Below are 12575 nucleotides of genomic sequence, written 5' to 3'. Positions count from 1 at the left end.
CCTATGGTTAGAGTTGTAGCTACAGGAACTTTCGATATAATCCATCCCGGACACATCAGGTTTCTCGAAGAGGCTAAGAAGCTGGGTGATGAACTCATAGTTATAGTCGCTAGAGAGAAGAACGTCAGGCATAAACCTAAGCCGATAATTCCAGAAGAGCAAAGGGTTAGAGTTGTTTCTGCATTAAAACCGGTAGATAAGGCCATTTTGGGTGACGAGCATGACATATTCAAACCGATAATGGAGTTAAAGCCCGATATAATAGCGTTAGGATACGATCAGCACTTTGACGAGAAAAAGCTTGAAGAGGAGCTTAGAAAGAGGGGTTTAAACACGAGGGTTGTAAGGATAAAGGCTAAGGAGGAGTGCGAATACTGTTCGTCTACAAAAATAATAAAGAGGATTGTAGATGTCGTTAAAAGCAGGTTACAGGAGTATGAAGAGTTTTTCAGGTCGAGAGGTATGCTCTGAAGACACATTTATATTACTCCACTCAATTTCAATTTCAAGGTGAATGCCGTGTTCGAAGCGAAGAAGTTACCGACAGTCTTAACAGCTGAAGAACTTCTGGATAAAGCCTTCGGAAGAGCTTCAAAGGTAGGAGGTAGAACGCCAAGAGAGAGGGCATTAAACAAGCTTGCAACAGTTTCAAACGTTTTGAGGGATTACTTTAATAAAATAATAAAGTCTCATCCGAGTTACGACAACCTTCCAGATTTCTATAAGGAAATGATAGATCTAGTCGTAGGTATCAGAAGGATTAAGAAGGCTTTAGCAGCTTTAAATTGGGCTAACGAGATGACACAGAAAATAATAAACAAGGCTGTTAGAGAAATTAAAGGGGGTAAAAATCCCGTTCAGGTTTTGAGATCTGCTTACGGTAGGATTTCATCTATTATTGAGCAGATAGATGAGGAACTAAGATTTCTCAATGAGCTTAAAAAGACTTTGAGGGAAATCCCAGCCCTAACAGATGAGCCAACGGTAGTCGTTGCCGGTTATCCAAATGTCGGTAAATCAAGCTTCGTTGCTAAAGTTTCAACAGTTAAGCCAGAAATAGCAAGCTATCCATTCACGACAAAGAGTATTCACGTGGGATACATAGAGCTTGAGAGAGGTAAGAGAATACAGATAATCGATACTCCCGGTCTCTTAGATAGGCCTCTTGAGAAGAGAAATGAGATAGAAAGAAAGGCTATTCTCTGCTTAAAGCATGTCGCGAACTGTATCCTATTTATAATCGATCCTACAATGGATTTGAAGCCTCAAATGAAGCTTTTGGAGGAGATTAAAGAGAACTTCGATGTTCCAGTTATAGTAGTTTACAGTAAAGCGGATTTGCATGACAAGAGAGATTTGCCGGCCTTTTCGAGCGTAACTGGAGAGGGAATAGAGGATGTACTGAAAAGAATAAGAGAGGTTCTAAAGGTTTAAATAGCAACACCTAACTTCGTGCATGAGCAAGGTAGTTTTATCCTATTCCGGTGGGCTGGATACAACAGTTGCGATATTCCTTCTTAAGGAAAAATACGGTTTTGATGAGGTAATTACTGTAACCGTAGACATAGGACAGCCCGAAGAAGATATTAGAAAGGCTGAAGAGAGAGGTAAGAAGTATGCGGACAAGCATTATACAGTTGATGCAAAGAAAGAGTTTGTCGAGGCTTTAATGCAGTTGATAAAGGCTAACGGAGAGTACGAAGGCTACGTTTTGGGAACGGCTTTAGCGAGACCGATTATAGCTGAAAAGGTTGTTGAAGTTGCCAAAAAAGAGGGGGCAGATGCAATCGCACACGGTTGCACTGGCAAAGGAAACGATCAGCTCAGATTTGAAAACGTGTTTTACCAGTACGGTTTTAGGGTTATAGCTCCGATGAGAGAGTTGAATTTAACGAGGGAGTGGGAGATTGAGTACGCTAAGGAGAAAGGTATAGAAGTTCCTGCAACGAAGGAAAAGCCGTACAGTATTGATGAAAACTTGTGGAGCAGAAGCGTTGAGGGAGGTAAGCTGGAAGATCCAACGTTTATTCCTGAGGATATCTGGGAGTGGACTGCAGATCCTAAAGATGCTCCAGATGAGCCCGAAATTATAAAAATCGATTTTGAGAAGGGAATTCCGGTTGCCTTGAACGATGAAAGGATGGACGGGCTAGAACTCATCAGAAAACTCAACGAGATTGGAGGTAAGCATGGTGTCGGCAGGACCGACATAATAGAGGATAGAGTTTTGGGATTGAAGTCAAGGGAATGTTACGAGCATCCAGCAGCTACGATTCTCATAGCAGCTCACAGGGATTTGGAAAGGCTAGTTCTAAGTAGGAGGGAGCTTAAGTTTAAGAGGTTTGTTGAAGAGGAGTGGGCTGAACTCGTTTACTACGGCCTAACGAACGATCCGCTCTTCGATGCCCTCAACGCGTTCATAGATAAGACTCAGGAGAGAGTTACAGGATGGGTCAAGGTTAAGTTATTCAAGGGAAATGTAATGCCCGTTGCGAGGTATTCAGATTTCGCATTGTATAAACCGGAACTAACTTCATTCGATACTACAGCAATAGATCAAAAGTATGCGGAAGGATTCTCAAGGTTCCACGGGTTGCAAGGTAGGATTTACAGGAAAATAATGAAAAAGCTATCCCATTAAACCTTTTTTATCCCGTAAGCGATTGCAGTTCCTTCAGCTATCAAATCATCGCCTCTGTAAACCCTTAACAGACAGAACTTTACCCTTTTCCCGCCACCTTCAACCCTAGCCTCAGCAACAAGCTCGTCCCCTTCAAATGCAGGCTTGATGAAGTTGATGTTGACGTTTATAGCCATTCTTGGGGAGTCATAGTTAACTGCTAAGCCGAAAGCTGTATCTGCTAAGGTAAATATGAACCCACCGTGTGCTGTGCCGTGAATGTTTAGAAATTCCTTCTTAACCTTTGCCTTAACCCTCGCAAATCCATCTTTTACCTCCAAGACTTCGATTCCGAATAAATCGTGAAACATGCTACCACTTGAAAGGAATCAAATCCGTCATCTTAATTAGCCCAGCTCTACACCCCACAACAGCCTTAGCCAGATTCACAAGCACTGCAACTGTCCCCAAATCGCCTTTTACACCACTACTCTTCCATACTACGCTGTTGTCTCCTTCGATCTCAATTAACTCGTATTCTTCAGCATTTGCGTAGGCATGGAATTCTATTCTGATTTGCTTGTCACCTCTAACTTCACCAAAACCCCTGATACCCTGCACAACACCTTTCTCAACTACAGGTTCCTGTCCCTCCAACACCTCTTTAGGTTCAACTCCCAAAGCCTCTGCTATCAGCAAAGCTGATTCAGCGTAACCAACATGGCCACTTAAGTTGGCTTTTTCAAATTCTTCAACGCTTAAGCCAATTCCCACCTTTTTCTGGAACTGAGTTCTTCTCTTCAAAGCATCGACACTTCTCACAGCCTTAATAGCTTTAACTTCAACGCATACAGCTGATAGAACTATTGGCAGTGTATCGAGGAGAAATCCGGGGTTTACTCCACTTCCCAAAACTGTAACTCCTTCCTTCTTAGCAATTTCATCGATTTTTCTCGCAAGCTCTGGGTATCTGTATTCTGGATAAGCTAGGGTTTCGCATGTGCTTATGACGTTAAACCCAGCCTTCACACACTCCTCAATTTGCGGATAGACCTTATCGAGGTAGGATCCAGTTGTTATATAAGCCAAATCTCCATCAAAGTCCAAACTGTCTTTTATTACACCATCGCTCTCTATTCCAAACTCTCTCAAAGGCTTTCCAATGATCTCTGGATTTATGTCCACAGCTCCAACGACTTCAAATCCTCTTTTAATGCAGGCTTCAGCTAAGAGCCTTCCAATCTGCCCGAAACCGTAAATGACCACCTTCATACCAATCCCCTGAAGAGATCTATCCTTAACCCCTTACCCGTCTCCACGGCTCTGTCATAAACAACTTTTGCAACAGCAATATCCTGAATTGCTAGACCGGTTGAGTCGAAAACTGTTATCCCATCATTGCTTTCTCTTCCAGCCTTTAAGCCAGCCACGATTTCACCCAAGCTTGCATAGATATCTTCTGGCTTAAGAATGCCCTTAGAAATTGCGACATTTATCTCTCCACCATGTATAGCCTGCTCTAGGTCATCAACAACAATCTTGGCACGTAGTAATATTTTTTCGTCAAGCTCCTGCTTTCCCGGAGCATCAGCGCCGATCGCATTTATGTGTGTTCCCTCCCTAATCCAATCGTTCATAACGACTGGCTTTCTCGAAGGAGTTGTCGTTGTCAAGACATCACAATCGCAAACGTCTTCAATTGGCTTGACATCAGCTTCCGTCCACTTTCTACAGAATTCAACAAATTTTTCAGCATTTTTCTCATTTATATCGTAAGCTCTCACCTCTTCAATTTCAAAAATTTCTTTCAAAGCCAAAAACTGTGTATAAGCCTGCCTACCACACCCAACAAAGCCGAAAACCTTGCTGTCCTTTCTTGCTAAGTATTTGCTCGCAACAGCCCCAGCCGCACCTGTCCTGAAATTCGTTATGTGCGTACCATCCATTATTGCAATGGGATACCCCGTTTCTGGGTCGTTGAGAATGAGTACAGCCATGACCGTAGGTAAACCTTTTTTGGGGTTTTCCGGATGCGAATTTACCCATTTAATTCCAGCCTTACCTTCCAAGTATGCGGGCATGGCCCTCAAGTCGCCTTTCTCGAAACTCAGATAGACTTTGGGTGGCATCTGAGTCAGGCCTTTTCCGTGAAGCTCAAAAGCCCTTTCTACAGCTTCAATCGTTTCTTTCATCGTTAGAAGCTCTTTAACATCCTCATAGGTTAATATGATCGTTTCCATGCATGCAAGGCTTTGAGAAGTGTTTTAATCTCTTCGGTTTACTTGTAATATGAGATACGCCTACAGACTACTCCACCCGAGACCAGCCCTAGTTGTTGTTGCTAAGAATGAAAAGACAAATGCAATGGCTTTAGCTTGGCACATGCCCGTTGAAGAGAGTAAAGTCGCAATAGCTGTGGATAGGGAGAATTACACATACGAACTAATTGCAAAGTCGAAGGAATTCACACTAAACGTTCTTTCAATCGACAAACTCGATTTGATATGGAAGGTTGGGACATATAGCGGAAGAGAGATTGATAAAATTAAAGAGTTCGGGATAGAGCTTGAAGAGGGTGTAAAGATAGAAACACCACACATAAAAGGTTGTTTGGGTTATTTGGAATGCAAGGTTTTGGATGAGATAAAGCTTGAGGAACATTCGATCTTCATAGCTGAAATCGTCCATGCATGGGCTGACAAGAGATACTTTAAGGAAGTCTGGCTTGAAAAAGCTAAGATTGCAATGCATGTTGGCAAAAAATTCTTCACAACACCATCAGAATACTTCAAACCTTCGGAATAACGACTTTCCAACCGTTCAAGTTCACAACTTCCACTTCAACTTCAAAAGCCTCCCTTAAAACATCTGAATCTACCTCATCCGGCTTACAGACTTTCAAAACCCTTCCATCTTTCATTATAGCAATCCTGTCGCAGAAGTTTAAAGCCAAGTTTAGGTCGTGAAAGGTTGCAATGATAGTCAAACCCCTTTTGGCAAGGGACTTGAGTATCTTGACGATCTCTATCTGATGTTTGATGTCTAGGTGAGATGTTGGTTCATCTAAAAGCAGAACCTTAGGTTCCTGAGCCAATGCTTTTGCAATCAAGACCTTCTGCTTCTCTCCTCCACTCAAAGTCCTTACAATCCTGTTTTTCGGGCATTTAAGCGAATCTATAACCCTGTTTACAACCTCTCTATCCTTCTCGGACTCGAATATCCTGATATAAGGAATCCTGCCCAAAGCTACGAACTGCTCAACTGTAAAGTTGACGTTAAGCTCAAACTCCTGAGGAACCACACCCACAATTCTGGCAAGCTCATCCAATTTTATATCTTCAAGCTCTCTCCCATCTATGTAAATTGAACCTTCCTTGGGATAGAACTTAGCTAAAGTTCTCAGAAGTGTAGTCTTACCGCTCCCATTTTTACCGACTATTCCGAAAAACTCGCCCTCTTTTACCTTCAGATTTACACCTTCTAATATCAAAACTTCGTCTAAATCAACTTTCAGACTTTTTACTTCAACTTTCACACAGACGATGATAACGGAAAAACGTTTAACTTTTTGCCCAACTCCATACATGCAACTCAAGCTTACCGATTTTATAACGGGTGATCAGAAAAAGGAGGAGTCAAAGCCCGTTAGAGATGAATGCCCTATCCTACTCAATGAAATTAAGGAATATCATGCTACTCTCCTCAAGGAGTTGGAAAGAGCCTACGAGATTGCAAAAAAAGCTAGATCAAAGCTTCTCGATCCATACCCTAATGTTGAGATTCCAATTGCAAAGAACATGGCTGAGAGAGTCGAAAAGTTGATGGGAATAAATGGTTTAGCTAAGAGGATTGTTGAGCTTGAAGAAGAGGGCTTAAGCAGAGAGGAGATATGCTTTAAGATTGCTGAGGAGATAGTTGAAGGTAAATTCGGGAAGTTCGATAGAGAAACGGCATTAGATAAGGCTGTAAGGGTAGCTGTTGCAATTCAAACTGAGGGAGTTGTTGCGGCACCGATTGAAGGAATAGCTAAGATTAAGATTGATAAAAACGATGATGGAACTGAATTTCTGAAAATTTACTATGCTGGACCGATAAGAAGTGCTGGTGGAACTGCTCAAGTAGTTTCGGTTTTGGTTGGTGACTACGTAAGAAGAAAGCTCGGATTGGATAGGTACAAGCCTACGAGGGAGGAGATTTTGAGGTATTGCGAAGAGATTCCACTATACAAGAAGGTTGCAAACCTCCAATACCTGCCGAGCGATGCTGAAATCAGGCTGATAGTTGAAAACTGTCCTGTTTGCATAGACGGTGAACCTACGGAGGATGTGGAAGTTTCCGGTTACAGAGACTTGCCAAGAGTTGAAACAAATAGAGTAAGGGGTGGAATGTGTCTTGTCATAGCTGAAGGAATTGCTCTGAAAGCTCCCAAGCTTAAGAAGATGGTAGATAAGCTCAAGATAGACGGCTGGGACTGGCTTGATAAGTTAATCAATAAGGAATTTGAGCAGGAAGAGGAGGTTGTCAAATTCACGGATGCAACGTATCAGCCCAAAAGCGAAGAAGAGGAAGAGGTGGAAAGTATAGAGAAAGAGAAGGAGGAAAACCAGGAGATCAAGCCAAAGGACAAGTACCTTTCGGATATAGTCGCTGGAAGGCCCGTTTTCAGCCATCCTTCGAGGAAAGGTGGATTTAGATTGAGATACGGGAGGGCAAGAAACTCAGGATTTGCTACTGTGGGTATAAACCCTGCAACCATGGTCATAGCCGATGGTTTCATTGCAATAGGAACACAGCTCAAGGTTGAAAGACCGGGAAAGGCTGGAGGAGTTGTTCCAGTAACAACTATAGAAGGCCCAACAGTTAAGCTGAAGAACGGAGACGTTGTTAAGATAAACGACTACAAAACAGCCCTAGCTCTGAAGGATGAGGTAGAGGAAATAATAGACTTGGGTGAAATCCTGATAAACTACGGCGATTTTTTGGAGAACAATCATCCTCTAATGCCAGCAAGCTACTGCTACGAGTGGTGGATTCAGGAAGTAAGGAGAAAGGGAATCAATGGAGATTTTAGGAAGATAAGCGAGGATGAAGCTTTGAGATTGTGCGATGAATACGGCGTTCCCCTGCATCCAGATTACACATACCTCTGGCACGACATAAGCGTTGAAGATTACTTCTACTTAAGAGATTTTGTTTCTGGTGGCAAAATAGACGGTAAAATGCTCGTCTTGGATTACGATGACAGAGCCAAGAGAATCTTGGAAGATCTGCTCGTAGAGCATAAGGTGAGAAATAATAAAATTGTAATCGAGAAATGGAAAGTTTTGGTTAGATGTTTAGGTTTAACCTTCGATTTAAGGAAGGTTGATATCAAGGCTGAAGGGAATATACTCGATATAGTCAGAAAGCTCTCGGGCTTGGATGTCAGGGCTAAAGCTCCTACAAGGATTGGAGCGAGAATGGGAAGGCCAGAGAAAGCTAAGGAAAGGAGGATGAGCCCTCCGCCACATATTCTCTTTCCACTTGGTTTAGCGGGGGGAAAGCAGAGGAACATAAAGGAAGCGATAAACTGCACGTCCAATGGAGTAAGAGGGGAAATAGAGGTTGAAATAGCTTTGAGAAGGTGTAAGGAGTGTGGGAAGGAAGGATTCTGGCTCAAGTGTAAGTGTGGTGGTGTAACCGAGCAGATCTACTACTGTCCGAGATGTAGGATCAAATGTGGGAGCGAGGTTTGTCCGAATTGCAAGGGTGAAGCGAAACCTTATCTGAAGAGGAAAATTAACATCCGGGAGTTTTACGAGGAAGCTTTGAAGAACCTTAACGAGTGGGACAGCTTTGATGTCATAAAGGGAGTTATAGGAATGACTTCAAAGTGGAAGATCCCTGAGAGGTTGGAAAAGGGAATTCTAAGAGCAAAACATGGTGTTTTCGTTTTCAAAGATGGTACAATTCGTTACGACATGACAGATTTACCTCTAACGCATTTCAAACCTAAGGAGATAGGGGTGAGCGTTGAAAGGTTGAAAGAGTTAGGTTATAGGCACGATTATATGGGTAACGAGCTTAAGAATGATGACCAGATTGTTGAGCTTAAACCGCAGGATATCGTAATTTCGAAGAGTTGTGCCGAGTATCTTGTGAGGGTTGCCAAGTTTATAGACGATCTTCTTGTAAAGTTCTACGGTTTGGAGCCATATTACAAGGTCGAAAAGCCTGAAGATTTGATTGGTCATCTAGTGATTGGTCTGGCTCCTCATACCTCAGCTGGTGTTTTGGGCAGGATTATTGGTTTTGTGGACATGAATGCCTGCTATGCCCATCCTTACTTCCATGCGGCAAAGAGGAGAAACTGCGACGGCGATGAAGATTCTGTCATGCTCCTTTTGGACGGATTGCTAAACTTCTCACGCTACTTCCTGCCAGATAAGAGAGGAGGCCAGATGGATGCTCCTCTCGTCCTAACAGCGATAGTTGATCCAAGAGAGGTGGACAAAGAGGTGCACAACATGGACATAGTCCCAGAATATCCGCTAGAGTTTTATGAAGCTACTTTACGCTACGCTGATCCAAAGGAGGTTTCCATTAGAAGAGTTGAAGACGTACTTCCAACCGATTTCCGCTTCTGCTGTCTAAAATTTACGCACGACACCGACATAGCTTTGGGTGTCAAGGAAAGTGCTTACAAATCTCTAAAGACAATGCAGGATAAGGTAAAGGCTCAGATGAGTTTAGCTGAAAAGATAAGGGCTGTTGACGAGCACGATGTGGCTGAAAGAGTTCTAACAAGCCATTTCCTTCCAGACATAATCGGAAATCTTAGGGCTTTCTCGAGGCAGGAGTTCAGGTGTGTAAACTGCAATACGAAGTATAGAAGACCGCCCTTAACCGGTAAGTGCACAAAATGCGGTGGCAAGCTAACTCTGACAGTTCACAATAGCTCGATAACTAAGTATTTAGGTGTTTCAAAGGAACTTTGCGAGAGATACAACGTTTCTGAATACACCAAGCAGAGATTGAGGCTGATAGAGCTTGAGATTAAGTCGCTGTTTGAGAGCGATGTAAGAAAGCAGGTTACCCTGTTCTAACACGGGTGAGCGCATGATAGTAGTCAAGATTGGTGGATCTGCAATAACAGATAAGAAGGGGTTCAAAATAGTTAAGATCGATTCTATAGAGAGAGTTGCTAAAGATATTGCCGAAGTAAGACCCAGAAAACTTATTCTTGTTCACGGTGTGGGTTCCTTTGGTCACCCCTTTGTAGTTAAGTACAGGCTTAAGGAGGAGAAAAACTTGGAGGGTGTTGTTAGAGCGCATATGTCATGCAAGGAGCTGAACGCTATGATTTGTGAGGCTATGCTCATGTATGGCTTGAAACCTTTTCCAGTTCATCCCCTTCTAACGTTCAAACTTCGTGGGGGCAAGATAACATTTGACATCGACATCTTCGAAAAGGCACTTGAGGAAGGATTCATACCCGTAACTCATGGGGACATGGTCTACGATGTGGAGGACAGATTTTTCAAGGTTCTTTCCGGCGATGACATAACGCTGAAGCTTGCCAAGGCTTTTAAGGCTGAAAAGATTGGTTTTGCTACTGATGTTGAAGGAGTTTACGTTGACGGGAAATTAGCTGATGTGGTGACTTGGAAAGATTTGGACAAGATTGGATTCTCCAAAGGAGTTGATGTGACCGGTGGGATGAGAAGCAAGGTCGAGAAGATTTTGAGGAGCGGTGTGAATGCTAGAATTTTTAGCATTTCAAAGTTTAAGGGGTTTCTAAGCTGTGAAGAAGTAGGAACGCTCGTTAAATCTGACTGATACTCTATTTCGGAAATGTTTTATAATGCATAAAGAATTTCGAAATGTGAGGACTTCAAAGAGAAAGCTAGATCACATCGAAATCTGCCTAAACAAGGAGGTTGAATCTTCGTACAGTGGATTTGAGGATGTAATGCTAATTCATAAGGCTATTCCTGAGATCGATTTTGACGAAATCGACACAAGTGTGGATTTCCTCGGTAAAAGGATATCGGCACCATTTTTGATTGCATCTATAACGGGTGGGCACGAAAAGGCAATTGAAATAAACAAGAACTTGGCTTCAGCAGTTGAGGATCTGGGCTTGGGAATGGGTGTGGGAAGTCAGAGAGCTGGAATTGAAGGTGGAGATTTGGAGAGCTTCACAATTGTGAGAGAATTCGCTCCAAAAGCGTTCGTTTATGCAAATATAGGATTACCCCAAGTCATAAGGGATGTCGAAATTGCTGAGAAGGCTGTTGAAATGATCGATGCCGATGCCCTAGCAATTCATCTGAACTATCTGCAGGAGGCAATCCAACCAGAGGGGGATAAGTTCTCTAGAAGTGCTTACGATGCAATAGAGGAAGTTTGTAAGAGTTTGAAAGTTCCAGTTATAATCAAGGAAACTGGGGCAGGAATAAGCAGAGGGATAGCTTTGAAGCTTAAAGCTGTTGGAGTCTCAGCGCTAGATGTAGGGGGAAAGGGAGGGACGAGCTTCAGTGCCGTAGAATCCTACAGATGTGAAGGATACAAGGCTGAGATTGGTAGAGATTTCTGGGACTGGGGGATACCTACCGCGTACTCGATCGTTGAATGCTACGATATTTTACCAGTTATAGCAACTGGTGGAATTAGAAGTGGGCTTGACTTAGCTAAAGCTTTGGCTTTGGGTGCTGTGGTTGGCAGTTCCGCTTTACCTTTTTTAAAGAGAGCTCTAGAGGGTGTTGAAAGTGTTAAAGAGCTTTTGAGATACTACATTGACGGCTTGAAGGTTGCGATGTTTCTAACGGGATGCAGAAGTTGTGAGGACTTAAGGAAGGTGGAGATATTTATAAGTGGTAAGTTCAGAGAATGGCTTGAGGTGAGGGGTTACGATGTCTCAAAACTCTGCCTCGAAAGATGAGATATTGAAGGAGATAAAGAAAAGATCTGAAGTAATAAACAAGGCTATGGAAGACTTTTTAGATTTAGGGGAGCCTGAAGAGTTGTATAAGGCGTCGTATCATCTCATAAAAGCTGGTGGTAAGAGGTTAAGGCCAGTTCTAACCCTGCTAAGCTGCGAAGCTATAGGTAGGGATTGGAAACCCATTCTACCCTCAGCAATTGCTATAGAACTCATACACAACTTCACCCTAATCCACGACGATATAATGGATAAGGATGAGTACAGAAGGGGTGTTCCCACAGTTCACAGACTGTTTGGAGAAGCTACAGCTATATTAGCTGGAGATACCCTATTTGCTAAGGCGTTTGAAATACTTTCAAAGTGCAACGTGGAAGCTGAGAACGTGATTAGGGCTGTCGAAGTTATTGCGGATGTATGTGTCAAAATTTGCGAGGGACAGTACATGGACATGGAGTTCGAAAAGAGAGATGATGTAAGCGTCGAGGACTATCTGAAGATGGTTGAGAAGAAAACTGGCGTTTTAATAGCTTGTTCTTGCTCGATTCCTGCAGTTCTTTACGGTGAAGAGAAATATGTAAAGCCTCTTTGGGACTTCGGATTGAACTGTGGAATAGGTTTTCAAATTCACGACGACGTGTTGGATTTAGTAGGTGGGGAGAAGATTGGAAAGGATTGGTGTAGCGATTTAGTTGAGGGGAAGAAGACGATCGTTTATTTAAGGGCTAGAGAGATGGGTGTCGAAATAGACATCTTTGGAAAGGGTAAGGCAAGTGATGATGAAAAGAGAAGGGCTGTTGAAAAGTTAAAGGAGTGCGGAGCCATAGATTTTGCTTCGGAAATGGCTAAGGAGTTTGTTGAAAGGGGTAAGAAGTATTTAGACGTTTTGCCAGATTCGAATGCCAAGAATGTTCTGATGCTTTTGGCTGATTACTTGGTTACAAGAGAGTACTAACTTCCGCGGTATCGTTTATCAATCCCAAACTTTAGACATAATCCTATGATAGAGGACAATGTTTAAATATTGAGAAA

The 12575-nt window shown here is 42.7% G+C and carries 12 protein-coding genes; 8 read left to right on the top strand and 4 right to left on the bottom strand.

Features of this window, described 5'->3' with window-relative positions; genetic code table 11:
• Positions 1 to 3 precede the first annotated feature (3 nt).
• From ARCPR_RS07865 to ARCPR_RS07855, 3 genes are read left to right on the top strand one after another with little or no spacing between them, the layout of a single operon-like run.
• Entirely contained in the window at positions 4 to 471 is a 468-nt protein-coding gene (locus ARCPR_RS07865) for an adenylyltransferase/cytidyltransferase family protein (RefSeq protein ID WP_012940955.1), read from the top strand.
• Between the two features lie 48 nt (positions 472 to 519).
• Positions 520 to 1434: an NOG1 family protein gene (locus ARCPR_RS07860; RefSeq protein WP_012940954.1), complete on the top strand. Its 915-nt coding sequence runs from the start codon at positions 520 to 522 to the stop codon at positions 1432 to 1434.
• A 22-nt stretch (positions 1435 to 1456) separates the two neighbouring features.
• Complete coding sequence (locus tag ARCPR_RS07855; RefSeq protein ID WP_012940953.1) at positions 1457 to 2641, top strand: argininosuccinate synthase; 1185 nt, start codon at positions 1457 to 1459, stop codon at positions 2639 to 2641.
• On the opposite strand, the gene ARCPR_RS07850 is transcribed toward ARCPR_RS07855, so the two are convergent.
• Genes ARCPR_RS07850 through ala form a run of 3 tightly spaced genes read right to left on the bottom strand, consistent with a single transcriptional unit; the run spans position 2638 to position 4860 of the window.
• Positions 2638 to 2991 (bottom strand): PaaI family thioesterase, encoded by a 354-nt coding sequence (locus ARCPR_RS07850; RefSeq protein ID WP_012940952.1) that lies wholly within the window; start codon positions 2989 to 2991, stop codon positions 2638 to 2640. The two genes, ARCPR_RS07855 and ARCPR_RS07850, sit on opposite strands and share 4 nt — an antisense overlap.
• Position 2992: 1 nt before the next feature.
• On the bottom strand, positions 2993 to 3892 hold the full coding sequence (locus tag ARCPR_RS07845) for a dihydrodipicolinate reductase (protein ID WP_012940951.1): 900 nt from the start codon (positions 3890 to 3892) through the stop codon (positions 2993 to 2995).
• Positions 3889 to 4860 (bottom strand): alanine dehydrogenase, encoded by a 972-nt coding sequence (gene ala, locus ARCPR_RS07840; protein WP_012940950.1) that lies wholly within the window; start codon positions 4858 to 4860, stop codon positions 3889 to 3891. Before ala ends, ARCPR_RS07845 begins: the two co-directional genes overlap by 4 nt.
• Before the next feature lie 49 nt (positions 4861 to 4909).
• Between ala and ARCPR_RS07835 the strand changes: the two genes are divergently transcribed.
• Positions 4910 to 5425: a flavin reductase family protein gene (locus ARCPR_RS07835; protein WP_012940949.1), complete on the top strand. Its 516-nt coding sequence runs from the start codon at positions 4910 to 4912 to the stop codon at positions 5423 to 5425.
• On the opposite strand, the gene ARCPR_RS07830 is transcribed toward ARCPR_RS07835, so the two are convergent.
• Entirely contained in the window at positions 5409 to 6155 is a 747-nt protein-coding gene (locus ARCPR_RS07830) for an ABC transporter ATP-binding protein (protein WP_012940948.1), read from the bottom strand. The genes ARCPR_RS07835 and ARCPR_RS07830 overlap by 17 nt on opposite strands.
• A 49-nt stretch (positions 6156 to 6204) precedes the next feature.
• Between ARCPR_RS07830 and ARCPR_RS07825 the strand changes: the two genes are divergently transcribed.
• The 4 genes from ARCPR_RS07825 to ARCPR_RS07810 are packed head-to-tail and all read left to right on the top strand — an operon-like array spanning position 6205 to position 12498.
• Complete coding sequence (locus ARCPR_RS07825; protein WP_012940947.1) at positions 6205 to 9705, top strand: DNA polymerase II large subunit; 3501 nt, start codon at positions 6205 to 6207, stop codon at positions 9703 to 9705.
• A gap of 13 nt (positions 9706 to 9718) precedes the next feature.
• Positions 9719 to 10438, top strand: a complete 720-nt coding sequence (locus tag ARCPR_RS07820) for an isopentenyl phosphate kinase (RefSeq protein WP_012940946.1) — start codon at positions 9719 to 9721, stop codon at positions 10436 to 10438.
• 25 nt (positions 10439 to 10463) lie between these two features.
• Positions 10464 to 11543 carry a type 2 isopentenyl-diphosphate Delta-isomerase gene (fni, locus tag ARCPR_RS07815; protein WP_012940945.1) on the top strand — a complete coding sequence of 360 codons (1080 nt, stop codon included), beginning with the start codon at positions 10464 to 10466 and terminating at the stop codon, positions 11541 to 11543.
• Positions 11515 to 12498: a polyprenyl synthetase family protein gene (locus tag ARCPR_RS07810; protein WP_012940944.1), complete on the top strand. Its 984-nt coding sequence runs from the start codon at positions 11515 to 11517 to the stop codon at positions 12496 to 12498. The genes fni and ARCPR_RS07810 overlap by 29 nt, the downstream gene beginning before the upstream one ends.
• Positions 12499 to 12575 lie beyond the last annotated feature (77 nt).

Origin of the sequence: Archaeoglobus profundus DSM 5631 (assembly GCF_000025285.1) — an archaeon.
Lineage (GTDB): Archaea > Halobacteriota > Archaeoglobi > Archaeoglobales > Archaeoglobaceae > Archaeoglobus_B > Archaeoglobus_B profundus.
The sequence above is the reverse complement of the archived record's forward strand: the minus strand, read 5'-3'. Positions and strand labels throughout refer to the sequence as shown.